At 45.1% G+C, this 20519-nt stretch carries 18 protein-coding genes; 17 read left to right on the forward strand and 1 reads right to left on the reverse strand.

Annotation, left to right across the window (positions count from 1 at the left end):
- The first annotated feature begins 31 nt into the window (after positions 1-31).
- From JKP77_RS03500 to JKP77_RS03510, 3 genes are read left to right on the forward strand one after another with little or no spacing between them, the layout of a single operon-like run.
- Positions 32-5320 carry a strawberry notch-like NTP hydrolase domain-containing protein gene (locus JKP77_RS03500; protein WP_218309838.1) on the forward strand — a complete coding sequence of 1763 codons (5289 nt, stop codon included), beginning with the start codon at positions 32-34 and terminating at the stop codon, positions 5318-5320.
- 12 nt (positions 5321-5332) lie between these two features.
- On the forward strand, positions 5333-5635 hold the full coding sequence (locus JKP77_RS03505; protein ID WP_218309839.1) for a hypothetical protein: 303 nt from the start codon (positions 5333-5335) through the stop codon (positions 5633-5635).
- The gene (locus tag JKP77_RS03510) at positions 5628-6104 is read left to right on the forward strand and encodes a hypothetical protein (RefSeq protein WP_218309840.1); all 477 of its coding nucleotides are present in this window, start codon (positions 5628-5630) and stop codon (positions 6102-6104) included. The genes JKP77_RS03505 and JKP77_RS03510 overlap by 8 nt, the downstream gene beginning before the upstream one ends.
- A gap of 68 nt (positions 6105-6172) precedes the next feature.
- On the opposite strand, the gene JKP77_RS03515 is transcribed toward JKP77_RS03510, so the two are convergent.
- The gene (locus JKP77_RS03515; RefSeq protein ID WP_218309841.1) at positions 6173-7195 is read right to left on the reverse strand and encodes a hypothetical protein; all 1023 of its coding nucleotides are present in this window, start codon (positions 7193-7195) and stop codon (positions 6173-6175) included.
- A 103-nt stretch (positions 7196-7298) separates the two neighbouring features.
- Between JKP77_RS03515 and JKP77_RS03520 the strand changes: the two genes are divergently transcribed.
- From JKP77_RS03520 to JKP77_RS03585, 14 genes are read left to right on the forward strand one after another with little or no spacing between them, the layout of a single operon-like run.
- Positions 7299-7826, forward strand: a complete 528-nt coding sequence (locus JKP77_RS03520) for a DotD/TraH family lipoprotein (RefSeq protein WP_218309842.1) — start codon at positions 7299-7301, stop codon at positions 7824-7826.
- Positions 7823-8638 (forward strand): type IV secretory system conjugative DNA transfer family protein, encoded by an 816-nt coding sequence (locus tag JKP77_RS03525; RefSeq protein WP_218309843.1) that lies wholly within the window; start codon positions 7823-7825, stop codon positions 8636-8638. Before JKP77_RS03520 ends, JKP77_RS03525 begins: the two co-directional genes overlap by 4 nt.
- Before the next feature lie 6 nt (positions 8639-8644).
- Entirely contained in the window at positions 8645-9802 is a 1158-nt protein-coding gene (locus JKP77_RS03530) for an ATPase, T2SS/T4P/T4SS family (protein WP_218309844.1), read from the forward strand.
- A gap of 19 nt (positions 9803-9821) precedes the next feature.
- The gene (locus JKP77_RS03535) at positions 9822-10565 is read left to right on the forward strand and encodes a hypothetical protein (protein WP_218309845.1); all 744 of its coding nucleotides are present in this window, start codon (positions 9822-9824) and stop codon (positions 10563-10565) included.
- The gene (locus JKP77_RS03540) at positions 10543-11094 is read left to right on the forward strand and encodes a lytic transglycosylase domain-containing protein (RefSeq protein ID WP_218309846.1); all 552 of its coding nucleotides are present in this window, start codon (positions 10543-10545) and stop codon (positions 11092-11094) included. Before JKP77_RS03535 ends, JKP77_RS03540 begins: the two co-directional genes overlap by 23 nt.
- A 15-nt stretch (positions 11095-11109) precedes the next feature.
- Positions 11110-11964 (forward strand): hypothetical protein, encoded by an 855-nt coding sequence (locus tag JKP77_RS03545; protein ID WP_218309847.1) that lies wholly within the window; start codon positions 11110-11112, stop codon positions 11962-11964.
- Positions 11957-12808: a hypothetical protein gene (locus tag JKP77_RS03550; RefSeq protein ID WP_218309848.1), complete on the forward strand. Its 852-nt coding sequence runs from the start codon at positions 11957-11959 to the stop codon at positions 12806-12808. The genes JKP77_RS03545 and JKP77_RS03550 overlap by 8 nt, the downstream gene beginning before the upstream one ends.
- Complete coding sequence (locus tag JKP77_RS03555) at positions 12805-14319, forward strand: hypothetical protein (protein ID WP_218309849.1); 1515 nt, start codon at positions 12805-12807, stop codon at positions 14317-14319. The genes JKP77_RS03550 and JKP77_RS03555 overlap by 4 nt, the downstream gene beginning before the upstream one ends.
- A 4-nt stretch (positions 14320-14323) precedes the next feature.
- Positions 14324-15631 carry a hypothetical protein gene (locus tag JKP77_RS03560; RefSeq protein ID WP_218309850.1) on the forward strand — a complete coding sequence of 436 codons (1308 nt, stop codon included), beginning with the start codon at positions 14324-14326 and terminating at the stop codon, positions 15629-15631.
- Entirely contained in the window at positions 15631-16458 is an 828-nt protein-coding gene (locus JKP77_RS03565; protein WP_218309851.1) for a hypothetical protein, read from the forward strand. Before JKP77_RS03560 ends, JKP77_RS03565 begins: the two co-directional genes overlap by 1 nt.
- A 25-nt stretch (positions 16459-16483) precedes the next feature.
- Positions 16484-18295, forward strand: a complete 1812-nt coding sequence (locus tag JKP77_RS03570; RefSeq protein WP_218309852.1) for a GspE/PulE family protein — start codon at positions 16484-16486, stop codon at positions 18293-18295.
- On the forward strand, positions 18288-19415 hold the full coding sequence (locus JKP77_RS03575) for a type II secretion system F family protein (protein ID WP_218309853.1): 1128 nt from the start codon (positions 18288-18290) through the stop codon (positions 19413-19415). The genes JKP77_RS03570 and JKP77_RS03575 overlap by 8 nt, the downstream gene beginning before the upstream one ends.
- Positions 19416-19424: 9 nt before the next feature.
- Complete coding sequence (locus tag JKP77_RS03580; RefSeq protein ID WP_218309854.1) at positions 19425-19916, forward strand: hypothetical protein; 492 nt, start codon at positions 19425-19427, stop codon at positions 19914-19916.
- Positions 19916-20434, forward strand: coding sequence for a hypothetical protein (locus JKP77_RS03585; RefSeq protein ID WP_218309855.1), 519 nt, complete (start codon positions 19916-19918; stop codon positions 20432-20434). The genes JKP77_RS03580 and JKP77_RS03585 overlap by 1 nt, the downstream gene beginning before the upstream one ends.
- Positions 20435-20519 lie beyond the last annotated feature (85 nt).

Genomic DNA, 20519 nt, shown 5'->3' on the forward strand with positions numbered 1-20519 from the left:
TAAGAATGAAATTTAGGTAGTGGAAGGATTTATGGCTACGACAACCGACTCCCCAAAAAATATACAAGAAACAAAATGGATCGACATGTCTGCTTATGGCATCCAACTTGTGATGACCAAACTGTCAAACGAACGAAAATACCTCGTAGCATGGGGGGTAGGCGATGATAGTTACGATAAGCTGGAAAAACTGGGATTTGTGCCGCGGCCAAACAGCAAAACCGTTATGTTTGCCAGCCATGATAAATTGAACGGGTCCTTCTTCAAGCAACTGCAGTCATTGCTGCCTGAGTCAAAGGCTGTGATGTTGCCTGTTCAAAAAGTGCTGGTGCCGGATCTGGCGGCCTGGGCGAAGTCCCAGAGTAGCTCGAATGATGAAGAAGCTGTTGAATCTAAAATGCAAAAGGATATTAAATCTTTGAAAGTTGAGCTTTCACAGGACCTTTTGCTGGGAGTTAACGTCGACGGCGATAAAGTTTACGACACTCCCGAAGGGCGTGTTGTTGAGAAAGCGGATGGCGGCATCGTTCGTATGAACTTTAAATCTGATAAAGCTCAGTTTTTGTTAGCCGGAAAGATAACTTCGCCTGATCTCGCGGTCATTAAAGCAGTAGAGCCATTTGCCCGCGAAATCATCGACGGTAAGATTTTCCATTTTGATGATCTGAAGCGGATAACAGGTATTATCTTTGATATCGATTTTGACGAGTACGCTGAAGAGCAATTTGATGCCGGCAGCTCAGTACTTCGTCGCGTAGAATCGGCAATTACACTTGCTCTGACAAACTCGTTGGAGACTATGAGTAACGCCGCTGACTCAGAAACAGAGTTCAACGAGGCCGTAGACAGCCTATTTGAACGCAAGCCCTATATTCCATCGGCATATTTGGAGCAAGACGCATCGGTAGTCGCTTTACCGCCTTCAGTATCGGCAGTGATCAGCGACATTGCAGAAGCAAAGTCTGCGCAAACTGTCATGATTACTGCGTCAAATGGTGGAGTTCTTGAAAGCGCATTCCCTAAATCTGTGAATGTGAAGAGCCATTTGGTCAACTATGGTGTGAGACCAACTGTGGCAGATGTATTTCGCCCAGGTGATAGCAATGTCGATTACAGTGCAGATTCACGTAACTTCAAAAGCGATGATGATTATAGCCTGGTGGTCACCAATGAGCCATTTAAGACAATGGACAGCGCGAAGAGTTATGACGGCGTAAAATATACACGCCAAGATCTCTATGATACTGCTCAGTCACTGATTTCCATGGCTGAAGATGGTGCGGCTGTTCTGGCCATACAGGAGCCGATGAACAAAAACGGGGCTGTTGACGGGGAGTTTAAGTCATTTCTGGAGTGGTTGTACCCACGTTATGAAGTAAAAGATATCGTTGAAATGGACAATAGTCTGCTGGGACGTTCAGGAGAGAGTAATAACGTAAGGCTAATATATGTCGACGGTAGACAGCTTATCCCAGACATGGATGCAGAAGTACCAGAAAGCATTCGTATATCGAATGAGCACGCTGCGATCCGGGTCCTATCTAACGTCTGGCTTGATAAAAAAGCAGCTGACACATTAGAAGAAAAATCGTCGAAACGCGAAGAAGTAAAACGGTTAAGCGAAATCCTCGGGCAAACAGAGCTGAACGGTGCCAAGCTTGTAGCAAACAAATTTCAGCTGCCCTACAAGCACTCATCAAAAGTTGACTCGGGTGATGCGATGGTAAACCGGGACCTCGAATTGGCTACACGGAAAGCGCACCTTCGGTTAGTACAAGCAGTTGGCGATATCGATGAATTTGTCATGGATAAGCTACAGATGACCGAAGACCAATTGCATCGTTGTTTTAACGGTGAACAGGTCTCTGCGATTGCTCAAATGATCCACAATGAAATGAACGAAAAGTCCTTTCTATTGGGGGACGCGCCCGGGCAAGGTAAGGGAAGGCAAATCTCTGCGTATATCAGATACAAAATACTGAATAATGAGCTTCCTGTTTTTATTACTGAAAGCGATACATTGTTTACTGACATCATGCGGGACTTGAAAGATATTGAATCGGACCACCTGATCAATCCATACGTCATCAATAACGATAAAACGGCGTTCAGTAAGGATGGTGAGCCGCTGGACAAAGGCTCGCACGAACGGAACAGGGTACTACTGGATGGGCAGATGGATCTGGACCAATTTAATATGCTGTTCGTTACATACAACCAAATGCGTCCCACGCGTCACAAGATAAAATCAGCACGACGCTCGTCCTACGCTTACAAGGACTCAAGTCAGTATGAAGTGATTGAATATTTCAGAAAAAATTCCCGGCGTCGTTTGGCGATTGCAGCAGACGAAATCCACAACGGGGCCTCACTTACAGGTAATACCAATGATGTGGTTGAGCGTTTGCTAGATTCCGTACCAAGCTGTCTTATGGCCACTGGTACATCAGCACGTCACATAAAGAACCTGTCTTTCTACCATCGGCTTATCGATATTGTCGATGATCGGGAGCAATTCCGTCATATTCTCGCCAAAGGCGGCGTAAATGTGACGACGTCGTTCGTACAAATGCTTGCTGAGGCTGGAATGTACATTCGTCGAGAAGAAGACCTTTCTAAGGCGACATATCACAAAATAAAAGATGTTCGTCCTATTGAGGAAACTGTCCGTATTCAGGATAAAGCGTCTGAAGTCTTTTCTTTGTTGGCATCTTTATCTGGTGAGGCGAAGGAGCATATTTTCGCAGAAGAAAGAGAGACAGCTCTTCGTGACACCATTTCACGCTACGGCGGGCATTTGTCTAAAAACTCTACAAGCCTGCAGGTGGGCTCGTCTCATTTTACCTCTCGTTTCAATAATCTCTTAAAAATGTATCTTGCGGCCCTGGGGACTTTATCTACTGTCCACTCAATGTTCGAGCAGATAAAAGAAAACCGTAAACCGATCATAAGTCTAAACAATACCGGTTCCTCATTCTTAAATGAGTATGTGCAACAAAAAATTGCGCTAGCCCAGGCCAAGGAACGCGGTGAGGAACTAACCGAATCCGGAGCTGAGAACCTACCAAAGCGGATAGGGGACGAATGGGTATTCACTCACGTCCCTCAATTTAAGGACGTGCTTAAGCAAACTGCGGAAAAAGTGATGCGCCTGGAAGTGATGAAAGATGGAGGGAAGTCGAAATTTTCTATTCCATTGGGAGATCTCGCGCCAACCTCTGAAGTAAGCACTCGCCTGCAAGAAATTGTATCGAAGATTAATAAAGCGATAGATGCAATACCAGAGCTTCACTACGCTCCGATAGATATCGTGAAAAATGCTGCCGTAAAGAACGGCCTGGCAATTGAAGAGATTACCGGTCGGTCAAAAGGCTTTGTTGCACATCCAGAGGGCGGCTACACATACAAGTCGCTAAATAAGATGGCAAAGCCTGAAGCAATCGCTAAGTACAACAGCGGTGAGGTAGATGCGTTGGTAGTGAACCAGTCAGGTTCGACCGGTATATCACTGCATGCAAGCCCTGAGTTCGCAGACAAGCGGGAGCGCTTCATGATTACGCTGGAGATGATGGACGACATTCTTAAAGCGAGGCAGGTAGAAAACCGCATTAATCGAAAGGGGCAGGTGAGCTTTCCGCATTATGGCTATGTCGAAGTCGATCTGCCATTAGCTCAGCTACAGGTTGCCATTCATAATTCCAGATTGCAGCAATTCTCAGCATCGGTTACCGGTTCAAGCGAGTCCGACGCAAAGCGAACTATTAGCGCCGACATTATCAACAAGGTGGGCGATGAAGTCTGCATGAACTACGTATTGGAAAATGCGGACGTAATGCAGCGGATGAGATTGAAACCTTCAGACTTCATTAAAGGTGATGATAAGTATCAGTTTAATGGGTTCGCCACCCGGTTCAAAGATGCGCTAGCGCGATTGCCACACGCGATGCAGAAACACGTACTTGAAGAAGTCGTTGCAGCTTATAACCTGGAGTTAGAAGCGCGGACAGCGAGAGGGCAAAATGCGCTCGGTAAGCACGATTATAACTTTAATGCCGAAACCAATCGTGAAGATGTAATTAAAGGTGTAGAAAAATCCCACTACGAGAGTGTCTGGGATCAGCCATTGCGGCTGCGGGAAATTGAATATAGTCCACCAGCCCTTTATACAGATGAAACGCTGATGGAGCGTATTGAAGAAAGCAAATCCATGCTTGCAACTGAAATGGAAGAACGCGGCTGTGCCACCTATGACGAGCTAGTGGATAAGGTATGTGACTTCATCAACGAGAATAAGCGAAAGTTTCGGGACGGTGATCCGGACGCCACTGCTGGCCAGATCCAAGCATATATACAAAAAGCAGAGACCTTAAAGGAGTTACTACCTAAAATTTTCGTGGGTCAGGTTATTGAAGCTAAATCATTCACTGGTGATGTGAAGCCGGCCGTGATTTGTGATCTTAGAATTTATTCTAAGAATCCACTAGATTGGGCGGTCAGATATGTTCGGCCTGGAGATAATAATACCCTCTCTGAGTCGCTTCGGAATATCGTGGAGGAGGAAACAAAATTTCGAAACGAGAGTACGGATTCGCAATTAATCAAGTTCACAGGAGAGGCTTTCGAAAGTAGCCATCCTCTTGCGCTTGAGTTTGCAACAGCCAAGAGTAAATACAGAAGGGAAAGCCGGGTGGTTATGCTCGGGAACATGATTGAGGCTATCAAGCTTTCTGAAGACCTCAAAGCAGGTACCGTGGGTTCGTACACTAACGAAAAAGGTGAGCGTATTTCGTGTGTAATGATGCCCAAGGACGTGGCGTACGATGACATCCTGTATCGAGCTCAGAATCTTGAGACCACAAATGATGTACTTGGCTATCTTGCTTACACGGTAAAAAGACGTCCTGGTATTGGTATTACGCAAGCTACGATTGACTCCAGCATGGTTGGCTATTCTCCAACTCAGAATATCAACCTTACGATCAACGTAGATGATGACAAGGTGTTCTTCTCCTTTCCAAAGAACGCGAAGCACGGAAAGGAGTTCAAAACGTCAGAGTTCAGAAGAGCAGCTGGCTCGTCAGCCACATTTGAACAAAAGAAAGCGTATAATGTGGTAACCACCACCATGGATAACCTGGAAAGTATTCTGGATTTTGTTTACAACGAGACCGACCACAGATTAAAGACCGGTTCGGATGGCACTATCTTTATTTCAGCAATTAACAGTGGGAAATTGGTGGTGGATGACGATTACATTGACTCCGCTTTCGAAAATACAAGCTTGGCGGCACGGGGCAGCCAAGTGGCAGCTGCTAGCTAATAGGAGAATATTATGGCTGAAACATTAACGTGGCTTGGGTTGATTGAGCTTGTTGGCAGCAAAACGCAGACTGTTAAAACGGGTACTCGAAGCAATTATCGCTTTATATCAGACCCAACTAATAGAGTCTGCTCATTAACTGAAAGCATCGAGGGTGCATCTGCAGTCGTATTCTCAATGGAGTTTGACGAAGATGGTGACTTGGTGTCCGGAGTTGTTAGAGGCACTGAGTTCCAAGGCTACTTCGAGCTTGAAGAAGAATTGGAAGAATACAAGGAGTTGTTAGTCTCAGACGGAGTTTTGCCTGATGCGTAAAGATCAAATCTATGTGTCCAAGGTAGATTTGATCGGTGTGCAGGACAGCGTAGCCCGAATTGTTTTCATGCCCGATCGGCGGAAAGGGTGGGTTTACGATTGCCATGGTGAGGTCTATACGCTGTCAGCACACCAAAAGCAATTTCTTAAGCCCAATGATTTTCTCATGCACGATGTTAGTTCTTTGCCTGAGATAAAGGATATTATCAAAGGCAATGAGATAGAGGTCGTCGAGTTTAATGACAGAGTCTCACAGGCCGGATTTGGGTTTGGATTCCTTTGCCTTAAAAGTGAAGGCGAACGCATTGATTCAAACAACGTAGTGAGTGTGTTGCCGGTTGAGAAAATGGTGTCTGCTATGAAGGAATATGCCGCAACACACAATGCGAGAGTTGTTGGCGCTTCAAACATCCACAAGTCCAGTCTCACCGAAGACACTGACAATGAGTTCATAGCGCCGAAGTTGTAAGCGTTACCTTGAACAAAAGTGTATGTTGTTGAGGCCCCGCCTGGATAAGCCAGCGGGGTCGATTTCTACTAATCGGAAGACTTAAATTTCGAATTAATGTTCTTTTGGATAAAGGACTGTATGTGCTCAACGTTAGTAGGGACAGCTGAACGCTCTCCGCGCCTTTTTCCCGCATAGTGCCGGTGTTTGGTACCATCATAAAGCTGACCAGCCAGGTATGTAACGGTTCGATCTTCAATATTTGACGCTTTCAGGTTTGCAATGAACTGATGGCGGGCTGAGTAGAGGTTGATACCAGGCTTATTTAACCTTCCCCAGATTTGCGTGATTGTATCGGTTAGACAATCTGCGGTTTCTTTTATGAATTTATCATTGTCCTGTTCAGAGTCTTTGACGTCTTTCATCATCCTGCAAGCACTTCTCACAATCCCGACCTGATGCTCATCTAAATGATCAAGAGGAATTCCCCTATATGGGAGAAAAAGGGATAGATCTTCATTAGACCCTCGTTGGATATTTTCCAATTTTTCACGATAGAGCTTTTCAGTACGCACAATCAAAGTTAAGCGCCCTTCGCAGTGCCTTAACATCGAGTCGTACCATTCGCCCGGCCGAAGTCCTACTACCACTCCTGCCTGGAGTAAGATGTTGCATACCTTTGCGTAAGTCGACCTGGTTCTGTATTCATTGTTATATTCGACGATGGTATTTAGCTGGTGGCTTTGAAGATGCTTTTGTCTTTTAGGCTGTCTACTGGATTTTCTATTTTTGCTGTGGACACCAGAGACATTGCGCAACTTACTTGCAAGGTCCGGATACGGAATTATTGGAAGGCAGCTATTCCGGTAAATTTTAAATGTGTTCGTTGAAACAGTGGGAGCGACACTGTCACAGAGAAAATTTACAAACTGGTCCATTAGCTCAGGCGTCTGATCAATATGGGTAGGCGGTACAATATGTAGCTCGCGATAAAAACGGTTTATCAACCCGTTCAGTTTTTGCTGCCTCATGTTACTGGCCAAGCCCTCGACCCGAGACAAATCAAAATCAAATCTCATCACCCGAAAAGCTATCTGCTCTAATCTCATCATGGGTTTGTGTACTCAAAATATATACGTTGTGCAAAATTAAGCTTTCATTTCATCTTATCATTGCTTAAAATTAATCGCCATTATGACTTAACAGGTAGATGATATGCATAATTTGTACGGACTGTTAGCGACTTTGTCGCTCTGCGTGATTCTTTCAGCATGCGCGAGCACAGAGAGTGAGTCGCCTGCTCTGTTGGATACAAGCAGAGTTGATCAGGAGTTACTAGCTACGGCTACCTCGATTCAGCAAAGTATTCGCGTGATGGAACAAACAACCAATGCGCTCGCAGTTAGAAAAATGACACCTCAAGAAGCTGAATATGCTAAGCGGCAGATGGCGCAAGTTCCGCCAGGTATGGAAGTGCCCATGACTACTACAACATATGCGTCTCTGCGGGCAGTTGTGGCAGATGCCGCAGCAATGGCCAATTATCGATTTGAGGAATACGGCAAGCGGAAGAAGCTCTACCTCACTATGGATACGACGATGCGTCCTGTGGTCGACATTCTAAGAGACGCTGGAGCACAGGTTAAAGGCCAAGCATGGGTTTGTGTCTATCCCTCACCTAAAGCAAACCAGTATTCAAACGGTGTTGTTGCCATCAAGTATGAGGGAGGTTGCGATCTATGAGATACGCCTTCTATTTTTTCGCGTTGCTGGTAAGCAGCCAAGCGTTTGCAAAAACCATCGAAAACGAAGCGGATTTGTTATTTGAAAAGTTGAGCAGTGCTTCAGCTGAGCAATATGAGTCGGTGTCCGAATCTATGTCTGAAACCGGCTTAAAAAATGCGGCAATTAGCTACGGTTTTCAAGGGGGCAAATATGTGACATTGAAAGCTATTCTGGAACATCTGGATAAGCGATTCGCAGATGCTCCTTTCGTCGACTTCCGCCCCGTCATGATGATGAAAGAAGGCTTTCTCCTTTTACCGGCAAAGATAACTATTCAAAAGGGAAGGGAAGTCATTACGGAAAGCGCTGCCAGGCGAGCGGCATATATCCCAAATATTGTAAAGCAACCAAAATTCGTTTCTGTGATGCCATCGTGGAGAGACTATTTCCGGATAGAGCTCACACCCCCTTCAATTAATCGCCACTCTGTATTACCACAAACCCCTAAAGAGCAAGCAATCTGGAAAAGAAAAGTACGAGAGGGATGGGAAAAAGGCGTAGAAAACGCTTATGACCAATATGAGAGAAGGCTAGCGCGGCTCAAAGACGATTATAACGGGTACCTGATGTATCACATACTCCGGGATAACAATATGGTAACGGAGCCTCAGTTTTCCAGCAATTTCTATGCTGTCACAGGCGGTGGCTCCACTATGAGCATAGACGAAGTGATAGTTGAAGTTAAGGTGAACCCAAAACTAATCAGCAATCGTGATGCCTGGGAATCCATACCTCGTCTTCCATCTTTTTTGGATTTTGCCAAGGACTGAGTAGCTATGGATGAAGACAAGTTCCTTTGCAAAACACTCTCTGCTCCAGAGTTGACCTTTATTGATTTTATTCACCTGTTCAGACATGCACTACAAATAGATTCGTTTTCGGACATCTATATCAGAATCGGTCACCCAATCATTATTAGATCTCAGGGTACTAACTACCGTCTTTCGAGCAAGCCCCGGCTTACGCGTCAAGACGTTAAGAACTTCGTGTGCGGATACTACGATGAAGGGATTTGGGGCGACGTAAGATCAGGCTCTGAATATATTGGAGATTTTCAGTTCTCAAAGATAGAGAACGACCTCAGGGGAAAGCATACCGTTCGGATGAGAACGATCATAACGAAAGAGCAAAGTGACTATGACCCAAGTGGGGTTATGGTCACAATGCGGCTTATCGAGAACGATATTCCCACAGTTCAAAAACTCAACGTTGACAAAAATATTTTAGATGCGGCCTTTCCGCGCCAAGGTCTGGTGATAATTGCTGGTGAAACTGGCTCCGGGAAAACAACCCTCCTGGCGGCATTTATAAATGAAATTCTTACTTATAAGGGGATGGACAGGCCCGATGTAGTGTTAGCTGAATATTCAGACCCGCCCGAGTACCTTTTTCATAATGTGGACAAAGGAAGAAATATTATCACCCAAAACTGGGTGGGCCCGCGACATGATACCAAGACGTTTGAGCAAGGCATTTTAAATGCTAAACGGATGAACACGACTCACATACTTATCGGAGAGTGTCGCAACAAGGAAAGTATCGACCAAATGTACGATGCATCAAACATAGGTAATGCATGCTACACGACCTTTCATGCCAATAAAGTGAGTGGCGTGATCAAAGGAATGGCACAGAAGTTTGAAGCAGATCGAGAAATGATGAGAGCTTTTGAAATTGCTCGCAACACTTCACTCATAGTCGTCCAGTATCTCGCAAAAATGGGAGATAACCGGGTACCTATTCAGGAGTATCTGGCTTTTGATGAGCAGGTAAAGAACCGCCTGGAGAATGTGCCAGCAGAGCGGTTCTATTCAGAGATAGACAAATGTGTTGAAGCCTATGGCCAGCCTATGAGGCAGGATGCAGACAGGGCACTTGCTGCCGGGGAAATAGATGCAAGCGTGCACAAAATCATAATTTCAGGGTGTGGGTGACATTATGCATTGGTCCCAGATGAGTAACCAACTCAATATTAAAACAAAGTTTATACAACCAGAAGATTTTGTCGCCTTTGTCGCGGGCTTCTTCATTCCGTTTTTATGGAAAGCGTTGGCTGTGTTTTTAGTTTTCAAATTTATTGCAATAAAAAAAGGTATGACCCCCATGGAATTATTAAGGCGCCTCATGAAAGGGCGTAAAAGAGCGAGTCGAAGTACATACCCCCTTAAACCTACGGAAAAATTTTCGCTATTACGTGAGGCTAGCAAGTACCTCTCAATTGTGATCTGCTTTGTATGCTTACCAACAGAAAGTGCCAAGGCCGGATTTCAAATTATTGACGAGCCTAAAATCGAACAACCTACTCCGGTAATCGATAATCCATTTACTCAACCAAAGTCAGGGGTTGGCGATAAAGTCCGCTTGGAAGACGTTCTTGAGTTAGTCATCGACAAACCGTGGCGCACCGAGTTTATAAGCAAGGAACTCCAGGCTCTTAGAGTGAGCTGGTTGAGTAACAACCAATCAGTGTCTGAAATTGTTGCCCAATTAGGCAGAAACTACGGGATAGAGACGTATTTTGTCGAGTCTGCTGGAAAGTTATATGTCGATTGGGCTGGTGGATATTGTGAAACGGCGATTGCTAACGAGATAAAGCGCAGAAAGCAAATCAATACTGAACTGCTATTTAATTCAGAAAAAGTTTCTATTCCTAAAGTTTTGTGGGTTGAGCGAGATGAGCGCACTTATCTTTGTTAAGCCCCTGAGCCCGTTCAGCGTCATTCTGTTTTTATTATTTTCCAGTTGTTCGCTGGCAGAGGTAGATACCTCTGGTTCACTCAGAGAGGCAATTTACTCAGAGTTGGAGCGGGCCAGGCCTATCGCAAAGTACAAGCATTGCGTGACAGCTGCCTCTACGACTTTCGAAGTGAATGAGTTGATTCTTCTGTCAGTGTTGATGTGGGAGTCGGGATATATGAACCCGCTAAGGAAAAATAATGACGGCACATTTGACCATGGATTTGCGCAAATAAATACAGTGCGAGAAACGGAAATTATGCAAATCGGCTATACGCTGGATGACATGATTACCAGCCCATGCAAAAACATTATGGCCGCTGCGTTCCTACTCTCCCGAGAGATAAAAGAGGCTGGCGATGTTTGGAAAGGGGCGGCCAATTATCACTACGACGAAGGGGGAGATTATCCTCATAACCACCATGCCTATAAGCGTCATGTCTTTGCCCAATATCTGTCTATTTTAACAGTTGCACAACGAAACAATTGATATACAATGTGCATAATGAGTTTAATTAAAAAGAATCTAGTGATGCGGAAATTAGCGATAGCGCCAATTTTGGTCCTCTTAAGTTGCGCGTTTGGGGCACAGGCTGGTGATTGCCTAACGACGGACAACATGGTCGAGCGAGAAGGTAAAGTTTGTGCACCAGGCAAGGGGATGTCGATTACCTCTGCCGCAGAAATGCTTATTCCGAAGGATTGGAAAATGCGGTTTTTGGAAGAAGAGGTCTCGTTGCAGAAGGTGTCGTGGCCAGATGGCATGCTTTGGGTGGATACACTTGATCTGATCGGTCGCACCAGTAACGTCGGTTTTCTTGTAGACGGGCATAAAAAAATTGTCGTCGCGATGCGTCCAAACGATAACGTGCTGCCCGGCAGTATCATGATTAATTCCCGTATAGCGAGGACGAGAGAGTTTCTTAACTTAGATGAGCTTTATACCCGCGTAGATGATACGGAGAGAGCTCGTCGGGAGAAGTTGGCCAGAAAGAAAGCAACTCTAGTCCCAAATACAAAGTTGAACTCTCAGTCGCTGGTCGATTCCAGAAGAACATACGTGAACGTCGAAAACACAGTTTTTGTCAGTACTGTCCACTCAGGGGATCTCGAAGAGACGTTAAAAGAATTCTTCTGGCAACGTTGGAACCACACCCTTGTACTAAACAAGCACGGATTTAGCTCTAAACCCGCCTTGACCAAACCGGTAACTCTTAAAGGATCATCGGTTGTGGATGATGCTGCTCAGCTGAAATCCATCTTAAATGAAGGCGGCGACTACGCCTATGATTTCCGAATTTATAAGGGAAATGACGTCGTTGAACTGACCATCACCTGCAGGGTTTGCAATTATGAATAAATCAATTCTCGCTGTTATCACTTTACTTTACTCATTGGTGGCCTGTGACGCTAAGTCTATAGAGGTGGTTGACGCGTCATTTGATGGCGCTGGTTCCATGTCTTTTGTAGTGCCTCAAGGTGATGTGAAAACGCAGGTCACGGTTCTTCTAAAAAGATTGTATCCAATGTCCGAGGTTGTGTTCAGACACAAAATCAGCGGATTCCTGCCTGCAGACATTGAGATCTCTGGTGCAAATCCAGACCAAATTGCTATTGAGATGTTGGCTGGACTGGGTCTGTCAGCTTGCATCTACCAGAACAACGTTATTGAGGTTGGTAAATTCAAGCGGCGTGGTCTTTGCCCTTCTGCAAAGCTACCGAATGATAAATATCCAGATCTGGAGAAAAAGGGAAGAGGGATCCTAACTGCCACCAACGGGTGGTACGGAAACTTCCAAGGTAGTGAATTCGAGCAGTTGGTTACTAACGGTCAAGTAAAAGCATACGCAGCGAGCTATTCACCTGAAAATATAGGTCCAAAGGTAAATGGAGAATCGTTTGTTAGTGCGCCCGGAGAGATGACCGATCAACAGATGGTAGATAACGGCGTTGTCGAAGAAGCGGGTGTCAAATTTTTAATGAGACCAGGGCCTCTTGGCCCGCAAGTGAGTGAGTTGGTTTCCAAGCTTGATAATGCACCACAGCTCGTGTGGGAACTCGATGACAATGTACAGTGGTTCAATGAAATCGAAATTAAAAGAGGCGATTACATTGAGATTTTCGCTGAGATACTTGAGAGCTATGACGCTTTTGCGGATGTCTATAAAAACAATGTGATAGTGGTACGTGGGGGTGATAAATGAAATCAGTAAATGCAGGCTTTCTTATCACTGCCTTGTTACTTACGGGTTGCTCTACCTTCGAAGTAGCAACAAGCCAAAAACGAAAAGAAATACAGGACAACGCCAAAGATACTATTGAGGGCGCAAAGACATTTGAACCGAAATTTGGTCCTATGGCACGTATCAATGAAATCGATGCCTTTTATGCGCCAAAGCTGCAGGCGCAAGAGAAAGAAAAGCCTGATTGGTATTTTAAAAAGTGGCGCGGAAATTATCGTAGCTTCACCCTGAATCAGTTCATGTTGATGTTGCAGGACAAGCACGGCGTGAACATGCGTTATCTTGACGGCCTAGATGGCGATAAGAAATTTTCGATGATTCATGACGGTACCGTGGGAGAGGCTTTAGATAAAGTGCAGCTGGCAACAGCCTATGGATACACGGTAGAAGGGGATGTCATTACCTGGAGCAAATATATCACTGACTTCATTGATATATCCACGTTCCCGGGCATCGAGTCCTACCGAATCGGAAAAGAAGACGCCAAGGACTCTCAGCAGCGTCAGCAGGGTATGGGCAATACAATTATTTCCGATACTGGGATTAGTGATGACGGCTCGTATTCTTCATTGCTGATGGAAGAAAACAGTCCTCTCGCATCCATTCTTACAACTGCCAATATGCTCAAGAGCCAAGAGGGAACTGTCACTGTCGATTACTCGACTACCTCTTTAGTCATCCGTGACTATCCGGAGAATGTTCGCCGAGTTCGTAATTTTATCAAACAGCAAAATACAAGGCTCACTGCGCAAGCGGTATTTGACATCATGATTGTCGATTATGTCAAAAGCCAAGGGGACGAAGTGGCTGTGAACTTTGAGGTTATTAAGAACGATCTTGCCTCATCAGGGATTCAGGCATTGAGCACAAATTTCGCAAGTTCATTAGTGAGCTCTATAACTCCTACGGTATTTACTTACACTAAAAAAGAAGGGAAGTATGCAGGCGCGACAGCATTCATCGAGTCTCTGAAGTCTAGAGGCGCGGTTCTGAATGTCATTAATCCTTCACTGGTGGTGACCAATAATCGCGTTTCGAAAATCGTAGATAGCGCAGACCGGTCCTACTTGGCCAGCGCCGGATCATCCGCCACGGCAAATGTTGGTCAAACTGAAATACTCATTCCCGGGATAGTCAAAACAGGTTTGCAGCTGTGGGCGTTAGCCGATATTGATTTAAACGAGGGGAGTGTATTTGCGAAGGTTGCCAACTCATTTTCTGACTTGGTTGAAATCGAAAGTGCATCATCTGGTAACGCGACTATTCAAACGCCTTCCACAAATTCCAATGAATTTGACCAGACATTTCACATTAAAGATGGCGAAACGATCTTGTTGGGTGGTCTGGGAACCAGTCGGCAGGAAGTTACTGAAAATACTGGCGGGACCCTTGGTCTTGGGGGCGAAAAAGGCACTCGATTTGTAGAAACCGAGACTCTTATCCTAATTACTCCACGAATCATCAGGAAGTAATACTGTGCTTGAGTTAACGCGCAATGTAGACAATCTCTCATGGATTATCGAGCCGGCAAGGTACACATTTGAAGTATCTGACGCGAAGGCCATGATTGAAGCCAGGATGCGTGACACGCGACAAAATCTTGTGTGTCCAATACTGGACGGCAACGAGGTTATCGTTAGCTTATGCAGCATTACGGTTGCAAATGATACGAAGTACTGGGATTTCGCACACCAGTTCAAGCAGAGTCACGGCCCAGCGGACTCTGTTATTTACATTGAAACCCAAGAATTCCGAGATGGATTTGAATCTCAGGTATTGCTGGTAATCCTTGATAAAGGGCAAATAGTAGCTGACGTACTAAGCAGCATTGAGGATATCCAGGAAGAGATTCGGTCATTAGTCGAGGATGAAGAGGGAATATTAAGACGGTTTAGCCTTAAGACGACAGGCATTGATGACTCGTTATTGAACTACTTTGGTCTTGGCGATTTTGAAGAGACACAGGAAATACTGAAGGCTCCGCTGACAGAAACATATGTTCCTTCTGATTCATGTGAGTTTGTCAAAGAGGGAGAGGTTGGTCCGCGCTTGAAGCCGAAAGGTCTTCTACTCAGATGGGCCATACCACTGATAATAGTACTTGGTTTAGGTGGCTGGGCATTAAGTGATAGCGAGGTCGATCGCTCCAAAGAAGTCGTTCATGTCACCCATGATGAGTACGAAGATTATAAAAAGCATATGACATCGATGTTTCCTCAAGCATCGAACCGGTTTGCCCAGGACTTCAATAATCACATGATTTTTCAGCAGTTTACTCGTGGGTGGACGATTCATCGTGTTGTACATACCCCACAGGTCCACAACGTCATCTATAACATGAAAAACGATGAAGGATCTCTGCGAGAACTGCGTAGTCTCGTCGCACTTGTTTCAAGAAAGCTAAGTCTGCCTGGCGTCACGGATGTTACCAAAGAAGGTAATGTAGTGGTGTTTGAAGGGCAAAATACCCCTGTTTACCCAAAGGATAAGGTTGTTCTCTGGGACCTGAGAGAGGCATACGAACTGCTGAGCGACGCCATAACACTTCTTATTCCAACGATAGAAGTAAACTTTATGGATTTTCAAGTCAGAGATAGAAAGCAGAATACCTGGAAGTCAATGAGGGTCGGACTGGATTTCACCAGAATGCCGATTTCGGAACTGGGTGTCCTAGCTCAGATTACTAAGGGTATGCCCATATCAATTATTAGCGCAAATTATGTTGTTACCGATGGTTATATCACTGGGAACTTCACGATTTGGATCCACGGAGAAGACAAGTAATGGCCAATAAGAAAGCAAAAGCTCCAAAAAAATCATCCCCAACGCAAATAATATTTGCAGGAATACTCGCTATTGGCTTTGGAGGCTTTGTGGCCTTCGACCAGGGCATCATTGGCGGTGAAGAGGAAGTTTCTTTTGGCAAACGCAGTGCCAGAAACCAGGGGGCTCCCGAAACCAGGCAATCCAATCCGCCTCAGGACATACCTAAGGGCTCAAGATTTGTTCCGTCAGATGATCCGAGTAAGCCTTCAGAAATCATTACAGATGTGCCTCCTCCGCAGAGAGTTGCAACAGCGAAAGATTTAGAGTCCATAGTGAATGATTATGTTAGCGCGTCGCCGGACGAGAAAGCAGCGCTGACCTCGCTTGACTATACGATGCGATTGCCGGCTATCTCTAAAGAGTTTGAACTTCAATCAAAAGCCACTGAAATTGCCCGCATGAAATACGAGGAAAAAGAATGGGATCTCAAGCTAAGTAAACTTGGCAAGGAAGGTCTTAAGGCGCTCGAAGACGGGGAAGTCAATGATATTCAGTCGGCGCCTGCCCCGTCATCCCCTTATGCGAAATATCAGAGCGGCAGCGTAGACATTGACGCTGGAGACAAGGGCAAATCCGAGGGAGAAAAGGGGCCTAGTGCTTCCGCTTTCTCCTTGTTGGGCGTGACAGATATGGGAACAGACGAACTTGTAGCCTTACTTGTTGCGAACGGAAAGGAGTACAACGTGCGTCATAACTCGAAGATTGCCGGTAAATTCACAGTGAAGATTGTGAGTTTGAGAGATGTGCAACTTTGCGACTCCGAAGAATGCGTGTCTGTTTATTAATTTGTACAGGATTTGAGAAGTACCCATGACAGATAAAACAGAATATCCGGACGACGCAATTGAAATCGATTTGACGGAAGATAAGCCTTCACGCTCTTGGGAGTCTGATTCAAATAGTTCCGTTGTTCACTTAAAAGAACCTCCTTCTGATCCCATTGAGGTGGATGCAGAAGAGCGAAAGCCAGAGCCAGAGCAGAAGCATATCAGTGATGACAGTATCTCAAGGATGGACGTCAACGAATTACTTGATCTTGGATATGTCGCTTTCGAGCCTACACTGCAGGAGTCAAAAGTACTTGCCGGTGAGCAAAGTGCAGGAAGTAACCTATGCTTCATTATGTTTCTTGTGCATAGGGAGAAACTATTTAAGCCAGTTCTTCTGACTACGGCTGAGGCAAAGAGAAATAACAGAGCAAAGATTAGAAACCTCAAAAACATCGCTCAGGGGTTCAAGCTAAATGATTTCATAGAAAATCTTTCGGATGATGAAACGATCCGTGCGTTATTAAACGACTCAGAATCAGATGACGGCAATCATGAAGATGTAGAAGTCGATAGGGATGACGGCTATACAGCAGCAAAAGAGATGTTCAATAACGTTGTTGGAGAAGGCCTAGCTGAAGGAGCAAGTGACTTTGTTATTTGTTACAACAAAGCGATGTCCTACTATGCATTTTCAACCGATGGCTCAATGGGTAAAAAGAATACCCTGGCATCGAGTGATGCTAAAGCCATGGTCAATGCCATGTTCAACACAGAATCTGAAAACATGACGGGCTCACTTGAAGATGAGCAAATCATGGACAAAAACCTTACCTATAAAATCAACTTCAAAGATAAGAACGGTCGAAGACGCGTAGAAGAGGTGAGACTGCGCTCGGAGAAGGCGTACGCTCATAATGGTTATACGCTTTCAGTCCGAATCATCAAAACCAATCAGTCATTCCAGCTGTCTTTGGAAGATCTTGGTTTTGAGCCGGGGCAATTGAAAACACTAAACTATCTAAAGGATTTGCCCACAGGAATAATATTGATCGTGGGGCCAACTGGCCATGGTAAGTCAGTCACCCTCAAGGCCTTCTATGAAGCGATGAATCCAAAGTGGCGGATTGTTGTAATTGAAGATCCGGTCGAATATATCATCAACCACCCGCATGTTACGCAAGAGCCGGTTGTTCCTGAAAAGGGACTTACCATTCCAGCCTATCTGAAGGCTGCATTACGTCAATTCCCCAAGGTGATCGGAATATCCGAAATTCGTACAGGGGAAGTTGCAGACGACGTCATCAATATTTCGCTATCTGGTCACAAAATGGTTGCAACCATGCACGCAAATGACTCACTGGCTGTGCTACCGCGATTGAACACCATTGGCGTGTCTTTCCAAAAACAAGCACAGGAAGGTCTGTTTTCAGCAAGTATGAGCCAACGTTTGCTACCTAAACTTTGTGAACACTGCAAAGTTCCCCATTCACATGAATCATATGGTGAGATTTTTATCAAAAGCCAGAAGGGATGTGAAAACTGCGACTATAAAGGCATCAAGGGCCGCCAGCTGATTGGTGAAATTGTAATTTTTGATTCCACAGTCAGGCGTCTGTTGAAAGAGGACCGGTACAATGACGTTTTGCCATACATAAAGAGTAAGGGATGGCGGTCCATGGAGGACGTGGGTTTAAGTAAAGTCCAGGAAGGAATCGTAGACCCGACAGATCTGTTTACTGCACTTGGAGACAGCGAGAACACGCACACCTCAGAGTACTCTTATAGCGCCATGCGGTTTCAGACTGTAGAGGAAAAAATCGATGCCTCAACCAACGGGGGCGCGAATGGCTAATCGGTTTTTAAAGGGGTACCTTCAAGATCTAGTCTTCATGCTCGACTCAGTAGGCATACATTGGGATAAGGTGAAGGACGTAAAGTATCTATGGAGACGCTTCACTTTTAATAAGTCACAGCAATTGGACTTTATCATCGACTTTGCGAGCTTTTATAAAACAGGAAGTGCTAAGCATGCTGCAGACTCCATTATTTCGGGTGTAGAGAAGTCCAACGACAAGCCACTTAAAGCGTTGGTGGCTAAAGATATCCTTAAAGCCTTGAACGAAGGTAAGGAAGTTTCTGATGGCATGAAACGCTGGTTTGATAAAGATGCGCTTCAAATCTATAAGGCTGGAGAACAAGCTGGCAATATCGAAGAAGTGCTTAGTATCTATGCACAGCAGTTTACCCAGATCAAAGAATTTAAAAAGTCGCTGTTCGCTGGTGTGAAGATGCCGTTGCTTCTCATATTCATGGGATTGGCTGGGTATTATGCTATGGCCGAGGCTGAGTGGTTAGGATTTCCTTCGTTCAAGCCCGTCACAGGGTGGTTGCCACCAGCTCAGTTTGCATATGAGCTAAGCTACAAAGTTCACAACAATGTACTGGCATTGTTAGCAATCCCTATCATTCTTAAAGCCTACAATATCTTTTGCAACAGCGTGACACATCCGTTGCGTCTGAAGTTGGACAGTGGTTTTCCGTTGTCATTGTTCAAGGGCTTTGAAGCGCTCCGTCTAATCAAAATGTACACGGTTTTAAAGACTGCCTACTGCGGAGATTATCAGGCGGTACAAATCATCCATGAGAATTCTGGCAAGTATACCCAACATTACACCACCCTAATGAAGGAATCGCTTCACAAAGGTGTGGCTGATATGGGGTCAGTACTTGACGTCAATTTGTTGCCTCCACGATTGCTGAGTCGGATACATGCTGTGTCACAGGCAAACGGGCAGGAAGCAAAAATCAGGGCGCTTACTTCAGCGTCAAGTTACGCCGAAAAAGAAATCGCATTTACTTTGGCCCGTTCAAAGTCTCTTTTAACACTATTCGCATGGATAGTAGGGGGTTTTTTACTGGGTTCATTAATGATCGGTTTCATGACTACTTCACTCTCTATAAGTCAACAATAGGAAATACTTATGACTGCACTTACCTCTACATTTGTTAACACCACTAAGAAAAACAAAGGTTTTACCTTCACTGAATTCGCAATTGTTGCTGTACTTATGGCAGCAGCTGCGTACTTTATCTATCCCGCACTTCAAGCTGGTCAGCAAAACGCCAAGGTCGACGACGCGCTCAGGCAGGTTAGCACCCTTCTTTCAGCAGCGCAGAAATATGGCCCTAAAAATGGCGATAAAACAGGTATTTCAATGCAAGCAATTGCCGAACGCGGACTTATCCCGGACACCATGGGAACAGGCGCAAACGCTGGTGTTGGTGCAAACCCTTGGAATGGTGACATTACTATGGCAGTTGATACCGCGGACCAAACACAAGTTGAAATTGAGTTTCAGGGCATTGATGACGATGAAGCCGGCCTTCGGTTTGAAGATGAGCTAAATGGTAGCTACGCAGAATCAGCGTCATACGCCTCGGGAACGCTAACACTGATTCTTAACGCTGGCTAATGATGATTAAACAGGGACAGCAGCGCGGTTATACCCTAGCACAATATTCTATCGTGCTGGCGATAGTCGCGGTGTTGTCTTACCACATTGTCAATGACCAGGCTACAGAGCTTGCAATATTGGATTATGAGTCGGTGCAATTCTCCGCTGACGTGGTTGGCAGCGCCGCACAAGCCTACTATACGTTTCATTGCGATGAAGGGGCTGGGATGTCCTCCCCCTCTGTTTCGTCCCTGATTGATGATGAGTTTATTTTAAATGCCGGAGCAGCTGAAAACAGAATGGATTTACCATTCACAGTGTTAATTGTTGGAGCTGGTACGGACAATCCCGACATTCAGGTCAGAACGACCGCGGCATCTGCCCCAATCGCGCAACAATTAGCTGATGCCGATCCTTCAGCTGAAGCGATAGGTACAACAGTGGTATATCATTTCAAGCCTCCAGTATCTCGATCCCCCACTGAAGTAAGACTGCAACAAATGCAGGAATACTTTGGTGATAGCTACTGCAAATAATACCTTGTTATAAAAAGTTATACCTAACTACCTCGCTGCGTCTTTATAATGCACTATAGATAACTGTTTTGCATAAAAGAGTAGC

Source organism: Alteromonas antoniana (assembly GCF_019249295.1).
GTDB lineage: Bacteria > Pseudomonadota > Gammaproteobacteria > Enterobacterales > Alteromonadaceae > Alteromonas > Alteromonas antoniana.